A 19,361-nucleotide genomic window follows, 5' to 3' on the forward strand; every position below is an offset into this window, starting at 1 on the left:
ACGGAGAAGCACGGAAGGGGTTTGATGAATTGGTTTGGTTGCTACCGCACTATTTGTACATTATGGAAAATTGGTTGATAAGTGATTTTCAATCTAAAATCTTTAATCAACAATCTAAAATCTCCTTGTGCCATAGGCACATCCCATTGGTAGCCAAATAACGCTCAAGGTCTCCCACCGTCCTGTAGGGACGGCCCATTATGAACCCAAATCCATTTACCGGTAGGTAAGTCTTCAATTAAACAGTTACTCGAGCACTTAAATTTCAATCAAACAACCACCTAAAAAACAAATATTTAGACCCTATTTCTCCCACTAAAATACATTGAAAAATACCCAGTATAGGGTATTGTTTTAGATTTGAATTAAACATACTTTTCGAAAATTTATCCTTATGAAAAGAACTCTAGTTTTCGCATTGCTATGTTTAGTTTACCTTGTTTCCTGCTCGGAAAAAGAGGCTGAAGAACCTGTTATCATTAAAGATTATGACCTCTTTGTCAAAGTTAAAATCGATGGTGTTGATTATGAATATGGTTACAATCTTAAAGAAGATTATAGAACATCAGAAAGCAGTCCGGTGCTGGAAGAATTTATTCCCGGAAAAGGAAGAAATATTATTCTTTTTCACGATGAAGCAATTGATATTGACATTCAGCAGGGATGCGACAAAACATCCGGAAAAGGAGCCTGTGTATTTATGGTTTTCCGTGGGCTTTCAAGTATAGGAAGGAATGGAGACCCTTATTTTGGAGGATCTATTCCTGGAAATCATGTGAAACTGTTTGAAAGAAACTATTCCTACTACAATGAAGAGCCCTTGCCTTTTGAAGTAACCTTACGGAATCATGATCCTATCAAATTTACAGTGGAAGGAACATTTAAAGGCAAAGCAATTTTGCGAGTGATTACTGATAAAGCAGAAGTCAAAACCATTGATATAGAAGGAAGTTTTAGAAGTGGCGCATTGAAGAATTAAATGAAAGAGTGGAGAGACTTATGATCTCACGGCCCCTGTTAGTGTCTTCACTAACAGGCCTCCCTTACCGATCACATTCGGTTAATGTTTAACAATTAACTTTTAACAACCTTCCCCCAATCAGTTCAACAATTAACCAATTCCACAATTATACCTTTTCCCCGCAGATAAAGCTTCGCTTTGGATGGATGCTCAGAGGATAAATAATCTTAGAATTGGGCCAATTTTTGCCACGGAGTCACGGAGAAGCACGGAAGGGGTTTGATGAATTGGTTCGGTTGCTACCGCCCTATTTGTACATTATGGAAAATTGGCTGATAAGTGATTTTCAATCTAAAATCTTTAATCAACAATCTAAAATCTTAAATCAACAATCTAAAATCTCCTTGTGCCATAGGCACATCCCATTGGTAGCCAAATAACGCTCAAGGTCTCCCACCGTCCTGTAGGGACGGCCCATTATGAACCCAAATCTCCGCTCTTCGGGATTTGCAATTCCGAAACCAGATAAACAGGTTTCGTAATCCTTTCAATACCCTTTGGTTCAAGACTTAGTCTTGGACCATTATCCTTGCAGTCTTAGACTGCTGATTCCATTAAAATCTTAGACTTTTATTTTCAAAAGCTCCGGAACCCGGGGCTTTTTTAGATCGGCCCTTCAGGCCTCCTGTGTACGGTATGATCTCTTTTACCCCAGACTTTCGTGAACTCCAGTCCGGGCTACCACAGAACAGCCTTACAGGCTTAAATATCCCTTCAATTAATGTTTTCCCAACTTCACTAATAACTACTCACTATTCACTTTTTCATCCCTCATCCTTCATTCATTATTCAATGTTCGAAATTCGGGATTAACCATGAAGAACAGTTACAACCAAATTTAGGCATGGACACCTTTTAACTTTTAACGCTTAACCTTTAACCTTAATCACTTTTCCCGCCCCTGTTAGTGTCTTCACTAACAGGCCTCCCTTGTCATTCACATTCGGTTAACCTTTAACAATTAACTTTTAACAACCTTCCTCCAATCAGTTCAACAATTAACCAATTACACAATTAAACACTTCCACAAATTACCCCCCTCCAATTTGCATTTTAAAAATCTCCGAGTAAATTTGTTACTCATGAGTAAGTTTATTACTCATCCCGCTAGGTTTCCCCTGGGACTGAAAGGGCGAAGCGTTGGGAGGGATTAGTTAACAGTTAACAGTGTATAATTATCAGTGAATAGTTAGGTTAACCGTAAACTTACACCAAACTCCCACTATACACTATCCACTATCCACTACTCACTATCCCCTAAAATCAGTTAACAGTGAACAGTTAACAGTGAATAGTTAGGGTCAACCGTAAACTTACACCAAACCCCCACTATTCACTATTCACTATACACTATACACTATACACTACTCACTATTCACTATCCACTATCCACTACTCACTATCCACTAAAATCAGTTAACAGTGAACAGTTAACAGTGAATAGTTAGGGTCAACCGTAAACTTACACCAAACCCCCACTATTCACTATTCACTATACACTATACACTATACACTATACACTATACACTACTCACTATTCACTATACACTACTCACTATCCACTAAAATCAGTTAACAGTGTACAGTTATCAGTGAACAGTTAGGGCAAACCCCAAACTTACTCCAAACTCCCACTATTCACTATACACTATTCATTAGCTCATTATCAACAAATAATTTACAATTACCCCATAGGTTCGTTTCATCCAAATTCTGTAAAATATTGTATATTTATTAGAAAAAATTAGACCACTTCAAAATGAAATTAAGCAAAGAGGATATCCAGAAAATCAAAACAGTCCTTGAATTGAGTCCTGTTGATAAAGCTTATATTTTTGGTTCCTACGCCAGAGGTGATGCAGATATGGACAGTGATATTGATATTTTGCTGGAACTGGATTATAGTCAGCATATCGGATTGGCCTTTGTCAAAATAAAAAATGATTTAGAAGATATCTTAAAAAAGCCTGTAGACCTTTTAACAGAAAAGTCAATTTCAAAGCACATATCTTCATTTATCAAGTCAGATAAAAAATTGATATATGAAAGGTAAAATCGGGGACCCCCAAAGGATATCACACATACTTGAAGCGATTCAAGAAATTGAGAATTACATAAATGGGGTAGACTTTTTGAGTTTTTCTAAAAACTCCATGATACGATTTGCCACAATTAAACAGTTAGAAATTATTGGTGAAGCGGCCAATCATTTGACTCATGAGTTCAAATTAAAAACCTCTGATATAAGTTGGAGAGAAATTGTCAGTCTCAGGAATGTATTGGTGCATGAGTATTTCGGGGTAGATTAAATACTCGTTTGGCAAATTATCACTGTAGACATACCTTCTCTAAAAGAAAAATTATCTACGGTTATAATTTGAATATCGAATAGCTAATTGCCCGAATCACTTGACGTTTAAAAGTTTAACAGTGAACAGTTAGGGCCAACCCCAAACTTACTCCAAACCCCCACTATCCACTAGTCACTATACACTATTCACTATACACTCATCCTTCACCTTTTAAATATTTTGATTAAGTAAATACAAGTCAGAAATTTTGTATAGTCTGATAAACAAAAAATACCTATTTTTGTATAGTTTGATGAACAAAAATAATGGAACTACTATTTGAGCTTTATTTTAAACTTCTTAAAAATGTAAATATTAGTTTTCAAAGGAGCTTGATGGAGAAGATCCAATGGCAACATCGGCTGATTGGCATTACCGGTGCAAGAGGGGTAGGGAAAACAACCATCTTGCTCCAATACTTAAGTAAATCCAAATTAAGCAGAAATGAATCTTTGTATGTTTCCCTAGATCATATTTGGTTCTCAAAAAACTCACTCCTGGATCTGGCAGATCAATTTTCAAAATCAGGGGGAAAAGTATTGGTTATAGATGAAGTTCATAAATATGCCAATTGGTCCCAAGAAATAAAAAACATCTACGACTTCTATCCGGAATTGAGGGTAATATTTACCGGTTCATCTTTACTTGAGATTTTAAATTCAGCTGCTGACCTAAGCCGAAGAGCTGTATTGTATTCCATGAAAGGGCTATCCTTCCGGGAATTTCTGAATTTCGATCAGGGTCTTAACCTCCCTTTTTACAGCCTCGAAACAATCCTAAAACAGCATCAGGAAATTGCAGATGAAATCCTTTCCCAAGTCAAACCTTTAAAGTTTTGGAATCAATACCTCAAACAAGGTTATTATCCTTTCTACAAAGAATTTGGTGAATTGTATCATCAACAAATTTTGGCGGTAATTAACCTCACCTTAGAAGTAGAACTGCCCTTACTCAGAAAAGTAGATGTGGCTTATATTCCCAAAATCAAGCAACTGCTCGCTATCATCGCAGATTCAGTGCCTTTTACTCCAAACATTTCTAAGCTTAGTGAAAAAATCGCAATCAATAGAACCACCTTGCTCACTTACCTTCATTTTCTTGAGGAAAGCGGTTTGATTTATGGATTACATCAAAATACCGAAGGTGTTTCCCTACTCCAAAAACCGGAAAAAATCTACCTCAACAACCCAAATCTTGCATTTGCTCTTGGTTCAAATGTTGATATAGGAAATATAAGGGAAACATTCTTCCTCAATCAGGTGAATGTAAGCCATAAACTCAATCTTCCTCCAAATGCTGATTTTCAAATCGACAAAAGCACTGTAGTCGAGGTTGGAGGAAAGAATAAAAAAGGGAACCAAACCTGCGATTATTATGCGCTTGATGATATTGAAACAGGATTAAATAATAAAATACCCCTTTGGCTTTTCGGGTTCTTATATTAACCGCCTTCATAAAATCTGTCAGATTTGGTTTTCATAAACATATTAAAAATCAGGTTTTTAGATTAAAAATAATCGGATAAATAGTTATTAGTGATGAGTTAATAGTTAACAGTGATGAGTTAACAGTGAATAGTTAGGGTCAACCGTAAACTTACACCAAACCCCCACTATACACTACTCACTATTCACTATACACTAAAATCAGTGAACAGTTAGGGCCAACCCCAAACTTACACCAACCCCCCACTATTCACTATTCACTATACACTATACACTATACACTACTCACTATTCACTATTCACTATACACTACTCACTATCCACTAAAATCAGTTAACAGTGAACAGTTANCAGTGAATAGTTAGGGTCAACCGTAAACTTACACCAAACCCCCACTATTCACTTCTCACTATTCACTATACACTACCCACTATCCACTATCCACTTTGCACTAAAAAATTGCTCGACTCCCTCGTCACCTCCAAAACCCGCATCAAGCTCCTCCTGAAGTTCTTTAGCCACAACAACTCAGGATACCTGCGTTCTCTGGCCAAGGAATTTGATGAATCGACCAACTCAGTCCGCGTGGAACTCAACCGCCTTACAGAAGCCGGGCTGCTCACAGCAGGAGAGGAGGGGAAGACCAAAGTCTATCGGGCCAATCAATCCCACCCTTTTTTCGATGAAATTAGTAAAATGGTCTCCAAATTTCTGGGGCTGGATACCCTCGTCGAACAGGTGGTCAAAAGAATGGGAGAAGTAGAGAAAGCCTATATCATCGGGGACTATGCCAAAGGTGTAGACTCCGGAACAGTAGAAATGGTCCTCATCGGGCGCAACCTGGACCTGGATTACCTGGAGTTTCTCAAAAACAAAACTTTCGAAAAGATCAACCGCAAAGTCGCCGTCTCCATCCACGAATCCGAACCGGAGGGGCTGATGGGGATTATGATATTTGGGAAATGAGAAGCGAAAAACGAGTGCGCTAAGGGAGAATCAAGATGTTTTGGAGTATGTGATAGCCTCGTAATTCGTACTTCGTAAATCAAGGAAACAACAAACCTCCCGACTCACCACAACGCTTTTAACCCTTAGCCTTTAACCTTTAACAATTAACCCTTAACCTTTAACCTTTAACAATTAACCTTTAACCTTTAACAATTAACCTTTAACAATTAACCCTTAACCCTCAACCACTCCCGGTCCATCAGTTAAACAGTTAATCAATTCCACAATTAAACTATCCACTACTCACTCTTCAAATTTTTTTTTTGGGTATAACTCTAAAAAAGTATCTAAAACTAGATATATTTATGGTTATAACCCTAAATAATAATGGTTAATAGGAACGCTTATATTGAAAAGCTTAGGTTATTTATTGGCAAGCCTCAGATAAAGATCATTACAGGTATCAGGAGATCTGGCAAGTCGACCGTTTTAAAGCTGCTGACTGAGGAACTGATAAAAACAGGAGTGAAAGATACTGAGATTATTTACCTCAACTTTGAAAGTTTTACCAATTCTCATTTGACATCAGCCAAAAGTCTATATGAAGATGTGAAAAGGAAAATCAATACCTCTCAAAAATATTACTTACTTCTAGATGAAATTCAAGAAGTCCATCACTGGGAAAAAGCGGTAAATTCTTTTTTGGTTGATTTTGATGTTGACATATATATTACTGGATCAAACTCCCATCTTCTCTCATCCGAACTCTCCACATTTTTAGCCGGTAGATATATTGAAATTCCCATTTACACACTTTCGTTTGACGAGTTTTTGGATTTCAAAAAGTCCTATTCTGAAATTAAGGAAAATAAGCATTCACTTTTTGTGGAATACCTCAGAAAAGGTGGGTTTCCTGTCATACATACAATGGAATATGAGGAAGAAACTGCCTATCAAGTCGTAAGTGATATTTACGACTCTGTTATCCTTCGTGATACAGTCCAGCGTCATAAAATCAGAGATATAGAACTATTGAATCGAGTGATACAATATGCCTTTGACAATTTGGGAAATACATTTTCAGGGAAAAATGTGGCAGATTACTTTAAAAGTCAACAACGTAAAATTGACATCAATACAGTTTACAATTATTTATCGGCCTTAGAAAGTGCATTTATTTTGTATCGTGTTCCCAGGTATGACCTAAAAGGGAAGGAAATCTTGAAAACCCAAGAGAAGTTTTTTTTAGCTGATATTTCATTATTGTATGCCACAATGGGTTATAGAGATAGAATGATTTCAGGAGTATTGGAAAATCTGGTATTCCTCGAACTTAGAAGAAGAGGGTTTAAGGTTTTTATCGGGAAATTTGATAATAAGGAAATTGATTTTGTGGCAGAAAAAAAGAGCGGAAAAATATATATACAGGTAGCTTATAAATTGGAAAGTCAAGCTACAATTGACAGAGAATTTTCAGCTCTCCATGCTCTTAGGGACCATTATCCTAAGTATGTAGTAACGATGGATGACTTCTTCTCAGATACCATAAAAGGAGTGAAGCATATGCATATCTGTGATTTTCTCCTGGCAAAATACTGGCAGTAAGGTACAGTTTGGGGGATTCAAGTAAAGAGCATTTGGAAAAAAGATGCGAGATGCGAGCCCCGATAGCTATAAGGGGAGATGCGAAAACCAAAGCCTGGCTCGACTATCGGAGTGAAATGTACATAGATGGAGTATAAGAGACAATAGTGATCGTAGGCTGCGGGTAACTTCCGCCTATGGACAATAAACCTTCCAACTCACCACAACGCCTTTAACCTTTAACCCTTAACCCTTAACCTTTAACTTCAACCACTCCCGGTCCATCAGTTAAACAGTTAATCAATTAAACAATTAAACATTTAATCAATTAATCAATTCCACAATTAAACTATCCACTATTCACTACTCACTGATCACCAACAACTCCTAAAATGATCCCTGTAACCAAACCGTTTTTACCTCCCCGGGAGGATTATAACCGATTCCTAGATGGAATATGGGACAGAAACTGGCTGACCAACAATGGCCCCTTGGTCAATGAACTGGAACTTCAACTTAAGGAACATTTAGGGGTAAATCACTTGCTTTTTGTATCCAGTGGGACCATTGCACTCCAGCTTGCTATCAAAGCATTGGCCCTACAGGGAGAGATCATCACTACACCTTTTTCCTATGTGGCTACAACCACCAGCATCCTTTGGGAAGGCTGTAAGCCTGTCTTTGTGGATATCCTTCCCGATAAGCTGACGATCAACCCAGACTTGATTGAAGCAGCCATTACAGAACACAGCACTGCTATTTTAGCAACGCATGTCTATGGCATCCCCTGTGAAGTAGAAAAGATCCAAAAGATCGCGGACAAACATGGACTAAAAGTCATCTATGATGCAGCACATGCATTTGGGGTGAAAGTCAATGGGAAAAGCATCTTCGAGTTTGGAGATATCAGTACCTGCAGCTTCCATGCTACCAAAATATTCCATACCATCGAAGGAGGGGCTGTCTTTACCAAAGACCCCGAACTTCTCAAGCGTATGGCTTACTTAAGAAACTTCGGGCATGACGGCTATGAGAAATTTAATGGCATAGGCATCAATGCCAAAAATTCTGAATTCCATGCGGCTATGGGCCTTTCGGTTTTACCTTATATCGAAGACATTCAAAAAAAGAAAAATTCTCAAGCGGATTATTATAAAGACTATCTTCAGGGCCTTCATATTGAATACCCCTCAACTGATCATATAGAAAATTATAACCAGGCATATTTTCCAATCATATTTTCCTCTGAAGAAAATCTTCTTAAGAGCATGAGCTATTTAGAAGACCAGGCAATTGCTTGCAGAAGGTATTTCTATCCTGGACTCAATCAGCTGGAATATACCACTGGCAACTGTCCCCTTTCTGACCAACTCGCTAAGAGGGTACTCTGCCTGCCTTTATACCATACTTTAACCAAAGAGGAACAAAGCATGATTGCGAGGTTTTTATTAAGGGTTCAAAATAACTGAGTATGCGAATAACCTCAACCTGAACCTGGAGTTCCTCAAAAATAAAACCTTCGAAAAGATCAACCGCAAAGTTGACGTCTCCATCTAAGAATCCGAACCGGAAGGCTTAATGGGGATTATGACATTTGGGAAATGAGAGGAGAGATGGGAAGCGAGAGGCGAGAAGCGGGACATGAGATGTGAAAATTGAGATGGGAGAACCGAGAAAAGAGCGTGTTCAGGAAGAAACAAGATGGGGTGGAGTATATGATAGCCTCGTAAATCGTACCCGCCCGGATGACTCGGTCGGACGGGAATCGTAAATCAAGGAGACAACAAACCTCCCAATTCTTCAAAACCCTGCTTTAAAATCATTCGTAATTTAATTTGTAAATTATTACTTTTAAAAGATTATGAGCAATAAAGAGATTACAGTAGAAGATCTTAATAAACTTCAAAAGAAAGCCAGTCAAAATGCCGTGAAGCTCAACAAAGCAATGGGCTTAACGTACTTGGTTGTCAGAAAGAATAAACTTATCCAGATCGAACCAGATGGAAAGGAAACTGTTTTGGGGAATTCCGAATTTGGTACAAGGAAAGTTGAAAAGAAAAGTATAACTCTAAAATCTGGTGCCTAAAAAATTCAGAATGTTTGCTGGACCCAATGGTTCAGGTAAATCAACCCTTATCCAGGAAGTTAAAAAAAACTATAAGGTTGGTGCCTTCATTAATGCAGATGAAATTGAAGTTCAATTGAACAACCATAAATTTTTGGATATTTCACTATTTACAAAAATTCCAATCCGACAAAACGACTGGAATTTATTTATTGAAAATGTCAAGCAAACTGATTCTAGATATAAAGAAAGTTTTCCCGAGATTTTATTTAGAGAGAATTTTATAGTCTGTAAAAACAGCTTAAATAGTTACCAAGCAGCCCTTTTAGCAGAGTTTTTAAGGTTTAGATTGTTGGAAGAAGAAAATACTTTTTCTTTTGAAACCGTGATGTCTCATCCGAGTAAAGTTGATTTTTTAAAAACGGCAAAAGCCGCAGGTTTCATAACTTATTTGTATTTCATTTGCACACAGGATCCTAAAATAAATATTCAAAGGATCCTTAATAGGGTCGAAAAAGGCGGTCATCATGTAGATCATGAAAAAACACTGCAAAGATATTACAGGTCATTAGAGCTACTTTTTGATGCCTTTATGATAGCTGATAGGGCCTTTATTATAGATAGTTCTAATATGAGTAGAGAAGTGATTGTAGAAAAAAATAAGAACACTATAACCATTCATAATCATAATGTTCCAGAATGGGTTGCATCTTGTCTCCTTGATAAATTAGAAATTTAAAATTAGGTAAACCTTGAACCCATGACCAAGCCTCATTTTCAATTCCTTCATTTTAAATTTTAAATTAATCAACTCAGTCCTCATTAAACACTGACTCTATCAGTTCGTCGGTTCATCAGTTAATCAGTTACACTATTCATCAGTTAAACAGTTAATCAATTCCACAATTAAACAATTAAACAGGTAATCAATTCCACAATTAAACTATCCACTACTCACTATTCACTACTCACTATTCACTATTCACTACTCCCTCTTCAAAGTTTTTTGGTTATAACCCTAAAAGTATTCCAGATGCGACATGTTTTTATGGGCATAATCCTAAATATAAATTTTCTATGCTGATTGCCGGAGCAGGAGGACATGCACTTGAATTATTGGATCTGTTGCTGAATCAGCAGCAGGTTGATAATTTGGTGTTTTTTGACAATGTAAATCCCATTACGCTGTTTGAAGGAAAATACCCTGTTTTAAAAACAGAGAAAGAAATCCTTGAGCAGTTCAAAAAAGGTCCCCACTTTACCTTAGGTACCGGCAATCCAAAGCATAGAAAGTTCTTTTTTGATTGGTTTACCAAACTGGGTGGAATGCATTTTCCGGTAAAAGGTGAAGGTGTAGTATATTCCAACTTTACTGAAAACAGCGATGCGGATATATTCAACTTATGCTTTATAGGTGCCAAAACCAAAATAGGCAAAGGAGCCTTGATCAATACAGGAGCTCAATTGCATCATGAGGTACAAATAGGTGATTTTTCTGAGGTGAATCCGGGAGCAGTTGTTTTAGGAAAAGCTCAGATAGGTAATTTTACGAGCATAGGTGCCAACGCTACTATCCTGCCCAAAGTTAAAATTGGAGATCATGTGGTAGTAGGAGCCGGGTCGGTGGTGACAAGGGATGTGCCAAATGGGGTTACGGTTATAGGTGTGCCTGCAAAAATAGTTTAAGCTAAATGCTTTTTAATTCCTACGATTACTTAATCTTCTTACCGGTAGTTTTTCTACTCTACTGGTTCGTATTTCAAAAAAACCTTAAGGCCCAAAATGCCTTTATCTTGCTTGCCAGCTATACGTTCTATGGTTGGTGGGATTGGAGGTTTTTAGGTTTGATTGCTTTTAGTTCACTGGTAGATTATATCTGTGGGCTGAAAATAGAGAACGCGTCATTGCGAGCGACGAAGGAGCGTGGCAATCTCAAAGTAGTTATTGAGGACAAAGAAGAAAGTTTTCCCACAAAACGATCTAAACTCAAAAGGAAAGTTTACCTGGGAATTAGCTTGGGTGTGAACCTTGGTTTATTGGGCTTCTTTAAGTATTTCAACTTTTTTATAGAATCCGCCACGGATTTGATCAATACGATGGGGTTTCAGGCCAATACCTATTCTCTTGGATTGATTCTTCCTGTGGGTATCAGCTTCTATACCTTTCAGACCATGAGCTATACCATTGATATCTATCGTAGTAAAATCAAACCGACTAAAGACCCAATTGCCTTCTTTGCTTATGTGAGTTTCTTTCCCCAATTGGTCGCTGGGCCTATAGAGAGAGCAGCTAATCTTTTACCTCAGTTTTTCAAAAAGAAAGAATTCGATTACAGCCTGGCCATGGATGGCATGCGCCAAATCCTTTGGGGTCTATTCATGAAGGTGGTCATTGCCGACAACTGTGCCGTTTTTGTCAATCAAGCATTCAACAATCCAGAAAGCCAACCTGCTTCCAATTTGCTGATAGGAGCGGTGTTTTTCAGCTTTCAGATATATGGGGATTTTGGAGGGTATTCCAATATCGCTATTGGAACAGGGAAACTGCTTGGGTTTAACCTGATGCAAAACTTCGCTTTCCCATATTTCTCTCGTGATATAGCCGAATTCTGGAGACGATGGCATATTTCATTGTCCACCTGGTTTAGGGATTATGTATATATTCCTTTGGGAGGGTCTAAGGGAAGCAAGTATCAAAGTATACGGAATATCTTTATAATATTCTTGGTCTCAGGATTCTGGCATGGGGCCAACTGGACCTTTCTTGCTTGGGGTGGAATCCATGCGGCCATGTTTATTCCGTTATATCTTTTTGGAAAGAACAGAGTTAATATTGGCATAGTATCTCAAAATAAAGCCTTGCCAAGTTTATACGAATTAGGACAAATGTTGGTGACTTTTTCATTGGTCACACTAGGATGGGTATTCTTTAGGTCGCCGGATATAAGTTCAGCTGTTGGGTATATCAATGGTATATTTGATATGAGTATATTCCAGGAGCCCCAGATGGATATCAGGGTGTATTTATTTATGGCTTGGGTGCTGATCTTTATGGGATTGGAATGGGCTGGGAGAAGGGAAGAGTTTGCGATACAGAAGATGGCTTTTAATAAGCCTGCTTTGATCAGGTATAGCTTGTATTATGGGTTAGTAATGGCAGTATTTCTATTTGCCAGAAAAGAGCAGGAGTTTATTTATTTTCAGTTTTGAGGATGAGTAGATTCTTAGTGAAACTTTTGATCTTTTCGATTTTTCCTTTAATCTCCCTTTTTGGAGTTTTTTTATTGGAGAATGGTACAGCAGACACTTTTTACAAGAGGGTAATTGGCGAAAAGAAAAAATCTTTAGTAATTGGTACCTCTAAGGCCGCACAAGGAATTGTACCTACTGTAATCAATTCAAAATTGGACTTAAAAGGAGAAAATTCTTTGTATAATTTTGGTTTTACAAATATACATTCCCCCTTTGGAGAGAGTTATAATTCAGCTATCAGAAAGAAGTTGTGTGAAGCGACAAAAGATGGAATTTTTATAGTTACTGTTGATGCTTGGTCTTTATCATCTTCTCTTCCTGATCCAAATAACAGGTCATTGATGCAGGATGAAAAACTTTTTGTTGGAAAGCTATCCTCATACAGCGCTAAAATCAACTTGGAGTACCTTTTGCAGCATTATATCAATTCTTATTACGAAATCCCATTAAGGTATTTTGCACAAAATTCAATGCATCTAATGGATGATGGCTGGCTAAAGGCAACGCCAAAAATAGAAGGGGATAGGATAAAAAGAGTGTACGAATCAAAAGTAGATGAATATGAAAGAAGAGGTAGGTCAGTTGCATTCTCGGAATACAGATTTAATAAATTCATTGAATTGATTGATTTCTTGAGAGAGAAAGGGGAGGTTTATGTAGTTCTGATGCCTGTAGATGATGCAATAAATACCATTGAGAGAAGCATCTTTCCTGAGTTGGTTGAACAGCTTTACAAATATTGTAAATCAATAGGTATCCCATTTAAAGATTTTACTGTTAGCAGGACAGATTATACCTATGTCGATGGCGTTCATTTAGATTACAGAGCAGCACCAGTTTTTTCAAATGACTTGGCTAATTGGATTTTGGAGGTAAGGAATACTTTTTGAAAGTTTTAAAATTTGAAGCAAATGAAATCTCAGTTTCCACCAATTATATGAAGAGATTAAAAACAATAGTCAGGAAAGCGAAGGTTTATTTGTTTCAAGGGAGCAAATATGAATGTCCTTTTTGTGGTTACAAATCCTCAAAATTAGGTACTTTTGGGTTTGATTTGCCAGTAATTTTGGAAAAAGAAATTGTAGGCTCTGGTTTGCGAAGATGTAGGTGTTATAAATGTAATGCCATAGATCGAGAAAGACTTATTTATGCATATTTGGAATATGAGAGTCGATTTTTTATGGAGAAGTCAGAGATTACTACTTTACATGTTTCTCCTGAGAAACATTTGTCAACCTACCTTTCTAAACAAAATTTAAAGGAATATATTAAAGGGGATTTGTTTGTTGGGAGGTATTCATACCCAGAGGATGTAGTCAATATGGATATTACTGAAATACCATATCCAGATAATTACTTTGATTTAATAATTTGCAATCATGTATTGGAACATATAACCAATGACCATCAGGCCATGACAGAGTTGTATCGAGTTTTAAAACCTTCTGGGATTGCCATCCTCCAAGTACCGATTTCGCTTCAGCTTCAGCACACCTATGAAGATGAATTGGTGATTGATCCGAAAGATAGGGAAAGAGAGTTTGGGCAATATGACCATGTCAGGATTTATGCTCAGGATTATGCCGATAGGTTGGTTGCTGCAGGATTTCAAATTAATGAGTTCAGTCTAAGCTCGAAATATCCCAAATTGGGTCTTAATCCAAAAGAGAAACTATTTATTGGGAATAAATGATGAATATTCAGTTAGGTGATGCTGTTATTTTTAAATACCTCAACCCGAAATAATGAACAAAATAAGACGTTCGCTTAAATTAAATCAATGAAAACTACTTTTTACAGTCCTCAAAATAAAAATCTCCTCTCCAGATTGGTTCAGGAAATTTTTTTGGGCTTTAAGGAAGGAAGGGAATTGGCCTATAGGTTATTTATAAGGGATTTAAAAGGAGGGTACAAAAAATCTTTTTTAGGAATTGTCTGGCTTTTTATTCCTCCTCTTTTCACAGCAGGAATCTGGATATTTTTAAATGGCCAGAATGTAGTTTCCATTCAAGGCGCTCCTATGGATTATGCCGCTTTTACGCTTTGTGGAACCATTCTTTGGAGCTTTTTTGCAGAGGCCTTGAATAAGCCTATCCAAAGGTACCAGGGAGCTATGAGCATGATGAGCAAACTGAACTTTCCTAGAGAAGCACTTATTTTAGCATCTATTTATGATCAATTGTTTAGTTTATTATTGAAATTATTGGTTCTGGTGCCAATACTTTGGATTTTAGGTTACCCTCCCTCTGGAACTTGGATCTTTGGGTTAATTGGAATTTTAGGTTTATTGATTACTGGTATTAGCATTGGGTTAATGATGGCTCCATTAGGGCTTTTGTATAACGATATCGGCAAAGCACTTCCATTGATCTTACCTTTTGCGATGTATTTAAGCCCTGTTATTTATCCTTTAAGAGAAGGCGGGAATTTCCTGAAACTTCAAGCTTTGAATCCTGTTACACCATTTTTAGAATTTTCCAGAAGTAGTCTTGGCGGCTATTCATTTAACCTTTCTCATGAATTAATTTTATGGTCCGGAGTAGTTGTTTTTTTATTTTTTTTTTCGCTTTTACTTGTAAAAATTGCCATGCCTATAATTGTAGAAAGGAATGGATCTTAAAATGAATCAGGATGTATTGATAAAAGTAGATGGGGTTTCTAAGAAGTTCTGTAAAAGTCTGAAGAGGAGCCTTTGGTATGGGGTTGGGGATATAACCCGTTCTGTTTTTGGATTAAATAGTTCAGATAAACTAAGGAGGGATGAGTTTTGGGCTTTGGAAAATGTCAGTTTTGAAGTTAGGCGGGGAGAGTGCTTGGGATTGATTGGTCATAATGGTGCTGGAAAAAGTACCTTGCTAAAATTGCTTAACGGGTTGATCAATCCTGATGCTGGATCCATAGAAATGAAAGGAAAAGTCGGGGCGCTCATTGAATTGGGTGCTGGGTTTAACCCAATATTATCAGGCAGAGAAAATATTTACAACAATGGAGCAGTATTAGGATTCACCAAAACAGACATCGATCAAAAGTTTGATGAAATAGTTGCTTTTGCAGAATTGGAGGAGTTTATAGATATGCCTGTGCAAAACTATAGTTCCGGAATGAAAGTGCGCTTAGGTTTCGCAATAGCTTCTCAAATGGAACCGGATATTTTGCTGATTGATGAAGTGCTGGCTGTAGGGGATATGGGATTTGTGATCAAGTGTTTCAACCGTATGGATCAATTGCTTCAAAATACAGCTGTAATTCTTGTTAGTCATTCCATACCTCAAGTCGCCAGAATGGCTACTAAATTGTGTGTTTTCGAAAAAGGTAAAAGTAAATATGTAGGTGAAGACGTACCTGAAGGCATAAATATATACTATTCCAAATTCGGGAGTAGAATTACTAATTTTTACAATCATGAAAAAGCTACGCTAGAAGCGATTTGGATTGAAAGACCAGATAGTAAAATGGATGAAATAAATGGAAATAAATTGGTTCCTTACGGTTCTTCGATCAAACTTAAGTTTAGAATCAAAACAAATCTTGCAATCAACTCCCCTTTATTTTATTTAGCGTTTTTTGATAGAGAGCAAAGAAATTTTGCAGAAGTTATCCAATCTGAATCAGATTTAATAAGCAACCTGAACTTGGAAAAAGGAAAGTTTCATGAATTTGAGGTGATGTTTGAAGAAATTAGGTTTTCTCAGGGAGTCTATTCAATCACATTAAGCATGTCAGGTATTCTTCTGAATAGTAGAGAAACAATTTTCCGAATCCAATCGGCAATCTATTTCCAGGTGACCGGCGAAATTCATGGATGGGCTCCAATTCAACTTCAACCCCAATTTAGATTAGTAAATTAGCGCATATGGGGAATTTACCTTTCGTCTCAGTTTGTATTATCACCTACAATCATGATCAATTTATAGCAGAGGCTATAGGCAGCATCCTAATGCAAGAAGCTGATTTTGACTTTGAGTTGGTGATATCCGATGATGCGTCATCCGATAACACAGAATCTGTAGTTAGAGAGTTCATTGAAAATCATCCCAAAGGGCATTTGATAAAATATACGCGACATCACAAAAACCTTGGTATGTCATTGAACTTTCAATGGGCATTAAATGAATGTAAAGGGAAATTTATTGCCTTATGCGAAGGGGATGACTATTGGATAGATTCTAATAAAATAAAAGAGCAGGTTGAATTTTTAGATGCCAATGATGAATATGTTTTGTTAGCGGATAATTCTATATATAATCATGTATCTAAGGATAAAAAATGGGATTTCAGTAATAAGCCTGAAAGAGATATAGTTTTAATGGAATTGCTAGAGGAAAGGCAATTTGCTACAGCATCTGTATTATTTAGAAACTCTGAAGATCTAAAACTCAATTTATCTAAAATTCTTGGTGATACCGTACTTTGGGTATTTTTATCAAAATTGGGCAAAATCAGATTTAGAACTAAATTAACATCTGTCTACAGAAGACATGAATCTGGTGCAGTTTTGAATACAGAAAGAATAGAATGGGCAAAAACAATGGAGCAGTGGAATTTGAAGATTAGGGAGATTGCCCCTGAGGTACCCTCTACCATATTTGAAAAAAGAAATATTAGTCAATTTAAAGGTGCCTCTGAAAACTATTTAAAGTCCGGAAATTTTTCAGGGTACCTAAATAGTCTTTCTTTTATATTCAAAATTGATAAAAAAGAAGGGATTGTTCTTGTTAAAAATCACTTTTTAACCTTTCTAAAGCATATGTTAAAATATTAATAGTTTTTGGTTCAAAGAGTCAGATTAAAAATAATCTATAAGAATCTTCTTTTCAAATAAATATTTTTAGAATTAATTGTGAATAAACCTCTTGTTTCCGTTTGCATGATTACATATAATCATAAGGCTTTTATTAATCAGGCCATAGAGGGGGTATTGATGCAGGAAACTGACTTTGATATAGAGTTAATTATAGCAGATGATGCATCTCCCGATCAAACTAAAGCCATTGTTGAAGGATATATTAACAATAATTCCAAAAACATTTTAATTAGTTACACAAAGCATTCTCAAAATATCGGAATGATTAATAATTTTATTTGGGCATTGAAACTTTGTAAAGGTAAATATATTGCTATATGCGAAGGAGATGATTATTGGACTGATCCTTTGAAATTACAAAGGCAGTTAGAGTTTTTAGAATGTAATCCAGAATTTGTCTTAACCTATCATCCTGTTGATGTTCTTTTCCCTGATCGTCGAATTGAGGAAGATTTTGGGATTAAGAATATAATCGAGAAGAGTGAAACCAATATATATGATGTAGCTACTTTTGGTAATTTTATTCACACTCCAAGTGTGGTATTTCGAAATATTATTAAAGAATTTCCAAATCAATTTTATCAGTCACCAATTGGAGATTTCTTTCTTTATATGCTTTTGGCGGAACATGGTAATTTTTATGCCTTATCAAATAAAATGGCAGTATATAGATATGGCGTTGGCATTCATTCTTCTCAAGATAGTCAAGAACGCGCCAAGCATTGGATAAAAACATTGTCTTTAATAAAAGAAGTAATAAAGGATAACACTATTAAAAAGATTCTGGAACTTAGAATACAGAATAAAAGACTTCAGACATTACCTAGTAATTTACAGTCTATGCAAGATTTAAATGATATTAATACTGCTAAAGTATTAATAAGGTTTGTCCCGATAAAGAATTTAATATCGGCAATATTTAGAAAGATTTGGAGATGAACCTAGGTGTCTCTATAATTTTACCTAATTTCAACCACTCTCTTTTTCTCGGGCAAAGAATAGAAAGTGCTCTTAATCAAACCTACCAAGATTTTGAATTAATCCTACTGGACGATGCTTCAACAGATAGTAGCTGGGAAATACTTCAATTGTATCAAAGCCATGAAAAGGTCAGCTATTGTTTACAAAACGAAACAAATTCAGGTAGTCCATTTAAGCAATGGAAGAAAGGAATAGATTTAGCTAAATATGATTGGATATGGATTGCTGAAAGTGATGACTATTCTGATTTACACTTTTTAGAAAAAATTATTGACTTTATTAAGTCCGAAAACTTGGATATGGCTTATTGCCAAACTTATGATGTGGATGAGAAGGATAATGTTTTAGTAGACAGGATTGAATGGACCAGCAATTTTGACCCGAATATTTGGGTTGATGATTGGGTTCTAAATGGCCGTGATATCATAGTAAATTATCTTCAATTTAAAAATGTCATACCTAATGCCAGCGCCTGTGTATTTAATAAAAATCTTATTCACCAAAAAGATTGGGATATTTTAATCAATATGAAAATCTGTGGTGATTGGTTGTTTTGGTTATCGATTAGTAAAAATGCAACTATTGGATTTTTGTCTTCGCATTTAAATTATTTTAGATATCACTTGGCAGTGACTAGAAATCATGATAATGAAGTTAAAAGAATGTCAAGGATTTATGAGGAGTTTATTGTGTTAGGTTTCATTAAAAACAAATACAATTTGACTTCTCACAAGATTGAAGAAGCGTATGAAAAATGGTTTTCTTTTTTTAAAATTTCGGATCCATATCTTCATAAGAGATTTTATGACGCAAATTTGTTTAAAAGTAAATTCAGTTTCCTTCTGAGTTTTAATTTTTTCAAAATTCAATCGTATTTAAAAAGACATTTTTCTAAAAAATAAACATTTTCT

The 19,361-nt window shown here is 36.2% G+C and carries 18 protein-coding genes; all 18 read left to right on the top strand.

Annotated features, from left to right (window positions below; translation table 11 throughout):
* Nucleotides 1-394: 394 nt before the first annotated feature.
* The 18 genes from A33Q_RS16775 to A33Q_RS16860 all read left to right on the top strand — a co-directional run bounded on the left by A33Q_RS16775 (nucleotide 395) and on the right by A33Q_RS16860 (nucleotide 19,352).
* Entirely contained in the window at nucleotides 395-979 is a 585-nt protein-coding gene (locus A33Q_RS16775) for a hypothetical protein (RefSeq protein WP_009033661.1), read from the top strand.
* 1,801 nt (nucleotides 980-2,780) lie between these two features.
* Nucleotides 2,781-3,074 carry a nucleotidyltransferase family protein gene (locus tag A33Q_RS16780; protein ID WP_009033660.1) on the top strand — a complete coding sequence of 98 codons (294 nt, stop codon included), beginning with the start codon at nucleotides 2,781-2,783 and terminating at the stop codon, nucleotides 3,072-3,074.
* Nucleotides 3,064-3,330: a HepT-like ribonuclease domain-containing protein gene (locus tag A33Q_RS16785; protein WP_009033659.1), complete on the top strand. Its 267-nt coding sequence runs from the start codon at nucleotides 3,064-3,066 to the stop codon at nucleotides 3,328-3,330. Before A33Q_RS16780 ends, A33Q_RS16785 begins: the two co-directional genes overlap by 11 nt.
* 308 nt (nucleotides 3,331-3,638) lie before the next feature.
* Nucleotides 3,639-4,817: an ATP-binding protein gene (locus A33Q_RS16790; RefSeq protein WP_009033658.1), complete on the top strand. Its 1,179-nt coding sequence runs from the start codon at nucleotides 3,639-3,641 to the stop codon at nucleotides 4,815-4,817.
* 459 nt (nucleotides 4,818-5,276) lie between these two features.
* Entirely contained in the window at nucleotides 5,277-5,783 is a 507-nt protein-coding gene (locus tag A33Q_RS16795; RefSeq protein ID WP_009033657.1) for a winged helix-turn-helix domain-containing protein, read from the top strand.
* A 369-nt stretch (nucleotides 5,784-6,152) separates the two neighbouring features.
* Complete coding sequence (locus A33Q_RS16800; protein WP_009033656.1) at nucleotides 6,153-7,370, top strand: ATP-binding protein; 1,218 nt, start codon at nucleotides 6,153-6,155, stop codon at nucleotides 7,368-7,370.
* Between the two features lie 371 nt (nucleotides 7,371-7,741).
* Nucleotides 7,742-8,818, top strand: coding sequence for a DegT/DnrJ/EryC1/StrS family aminotransferase (locus A33Q_RS16805; protein ID WP_009033655.1), 1,077 nt, complete (start codon nucleotides 7,742-7,744; stop codon nucleotides 8,816-8,818).
* 392 nt (nucleotides 8,819-9,210) lie between these two features.
* Complete coding sequence (locus A33Q_RS16810; protein WP_009033654.1) at nucleotides 9,211-9,435, top strand: hypothetical protein; 225 nt, start codon at nucleotides 9,211-9,213, stop codon at nucleotides 9,433-9,435.
* Nucleotides 9,428-10,153, top strand: a complete 726-nt coding sequence (locus A33Q_RS16815; RefSeq protein ID WP_200862473.1) for a hypothetical protein — start codon at nucleotides 9,428-9,430, stop codon at nucleotides 10,151-10,153. Before A33Q_RS16810 ends, A33Q_RS16815 begins: the two co-directional genes overlap by 8 nt.
* A gap of 338 nt (nucleotides 10,154-10,491) precedes the next feature.
* Nucleotides 10,492-11,100 carry an acetyltransferase gene (locus A33Q_RS16820; RefSeq protein WP_009033652.1) on the top strand — a complete coding sequence of 203 codons (609 nt, stop codon included), beginning with the start codon at nucleotides 10,492-10,494 and terminating at the stop codon, nucleotides 11,098-11,100.
* Between the two features lie 5 nt (nucleotides 11,101-11,105).
* Nucleotides 11,106-12,623, top strand: a complete 1,518-nt coding sequence (locus tag A33Q_RS16825) for an MBOAT family O-acyltransferase (protein ID WP_009033651.1) — start codon at nucleotides 11,106-11,108, stop codon at nucleotides 12,621-12,623.
* Nucleotides 12,624-12,625: 2 nt separating this feature from the next.
* Nucleotides 12,626-13,555: a hypothetical protein gene (locus tag A33Q_RS16830; RefSeq protein ID WP_040490581.1), complete on the top strand. Its 930-nt coding sequence runs from the start codon at nucleotides 12,626-12,628 to the stop codon at nucleotides 13,553-13,555.
* 290 nt (nucleotides 13,556-13,845) lie between these two features.
* Nucleotides 13,846-14,358 (top strand): class I SAM-dependent methyltransferase, encoded by a 513-nt coding sequence (locus tag A33Q_RS16835; RefSeq protein WP_160169356.1) that lies wholly within the window; start codon nucleotides 13,846-13,848, stop codon nucleotides 14,356-14,358.
* Between the two features lie 87 nt (nucleotides 14,359-14,445).
* Nucleotides 14,446-15,285 carry an ABC transporter permease gene (locus tag A33Q_RS16840; RefSeq protein WP_016255444.1) on the top strand — a complete coding sequence of 280 codons (840 nt, stop codon included), beginning with the start codon at nucleotides 14,446-14,448 and terminating at the stop codon, nucleotides 15,283-15,285.
* Nucleotides 15,275-16,513, top strand: a complete 1,239-nt coding sequence (locus A33Q_RS16845; protein WP_009033647.1) for an ABC transporter ATP-binding protein — start codon at nucleotides 15,275-15,277, stop codon at nucleotides 16,511-16,513. The genes A33Q_RS16840 and A33Q_RS16845 overlap by 11 nt, the downstream gene beginning before the upstream one ends.
* A gap of 5 nt (nucleotides 16,514-16,518) precedes the next feature.
* Entirely contained in the window at nucleotides 16,519-17,427 is a 909-nt protein-coding gene (locus A33Q_RS16850) for a glycosyltransferase family 2 protein (protein WP_009033646.1), read from the top strand.
* Between the two features lie 78 nt (nucleotides 17,428-17,505).
* Nucleotides 17,506-18,408: a glycosyltransferase family 2 protein gene (locus tag A33Q_RS16855; protein ID WP_152527427.1), complete on the top strand. Its 903-nt coding sequence runs from the start codon at nucleotides 17,506-17,508 to the stop codon at nucleotides 18,406-18,408.
* A complete protein-coding gene (locus tag A33Q_RS16860; protein WP_009033644.1) occupies nucleotides 18,405-19,352 on the top strand; it encodes a glycosyltransferase family 2 protein in 948 nt (315 codons plus the stop codon). Before A33Q_RS16855 ends, A33Q_RS16860 begins: the two co-directional genes overlap by 4 nt.
* Nucleotides 19,353-19,361 lie beyond the last annotated feature (9 nt).

The sequence above is a fragment of the Indibacter alkaliphilus LW1 genome, assembly GCF_000295935.2.
GTDB lineage: Bacteria > Bacteroidota > Bacteroidia > Cytophagales > Cyclobacteriaceae > Indibacter > Indibacter alkaliphilus.

Bases quoted from the DNA above. Each gene is read 5' to 3' on its own strand.
- A33Q_RS16775 (WP_009033661.1), top strand. From the start codon at position 395: ATGAAAAGAACTCTAGTTTTCGCATTGCTATGTTTAGTTTACCTTGTT.
- A33Q_RS16780 (WP_009033660.1), top strand. From the start codon at position 2,781: ATGAAATTAAGCAAAGAGGATATCCAGAAAATCAAAACAGTCCTTGAA.
- A33Q_RS16785 (WP_009033659.1), top strand. From the start codon at position 3,064: ATGAAAGGTAAAATCGGGGACCCCCAAAGGATATCACACATACTTGAA.
- A33Q_RS16790 (WP_009033658.1), top strand. From the start codon at position 3,639: ATGGAACTACTATTTGAGCTTTATTTTAAACTTCTTAAAAATGTAAAT.
- A33Q_RS16800 (WP_009033656.1), top strand. From the start codon at position 6,153: ATGGTTAATAGGAACGCTTATATTGAAAAGCTTAGGTTATTTATTGGC.
- A33Q_RS16805 (WP_009033655.1), top strand. From the start codon at position 7,742: ATGATCCCTGTAACCAAACCGTTTTTACCTCCCCGGGAGGATTATAAC.
- A33Q_RS16810 (WP_009033654.1), top strand. From the start codon at position 9,211: ATGAGCAATAAAGAGATTACAGTAGAAGATCTTAATAAACTTCAAAAG.
- A33Q_RS16820 (WP_009033652.1), top strand. From the start codon at position 10,492: ATGCTGATTGCCGGAGCAGGAGGACATGCACTTGAATTATTGGATCTG.
- A33Q_RS16825 (WP_009033651.1), top strand. From the start codon at position 11,106: ATGCTTTTTAATTCCTACGATTACTTAATCTTCTTACCGGTAGTTTTT.
- A33Q_RS16830 (WP_040490581.1), top strand. From the start codon at position 12,626: ATGAGTAGATTCTTAGTGAAACTTTTGATCTTTTCGATTTTTCCTTTA.
- A33Q_RS16835 (WP_160169356.1), top strand. From the start codon at position 13,846: ATGGAGAAGTCAGAGATTACTACTTTACATGTTTCTCCTGAGAAACAT.
- A33Q_RS16840 (WP_016255444.1), top strand. From the start codon at position 14,446: ATGAAAACTACTTTTTACAGTCCTCAAAATAAAAATCTCCTCTCCAGA.
- A33Q_RS16845 (WP_009033647.1), top strand. From the start codon at position 15,275: ATGGATCTTAAAATGAATCAGGATGTATTGATAAAAGTAGATGGGGTT.
- A33Q_RS16850 (WP_009033646.1), top strand. From the start codon at position 16,519: ATGGGGAATTTACCTTTCGTCTCAGTTTGTATTATCACCTACAATCAT.
- A33Q_RS16860 (WP_009033644.1), top strand. From the start codon at position 18,405: ATGAACCTAGGTGTCTCTATAATTTTACCTAATTTCAACCACTCTCTT.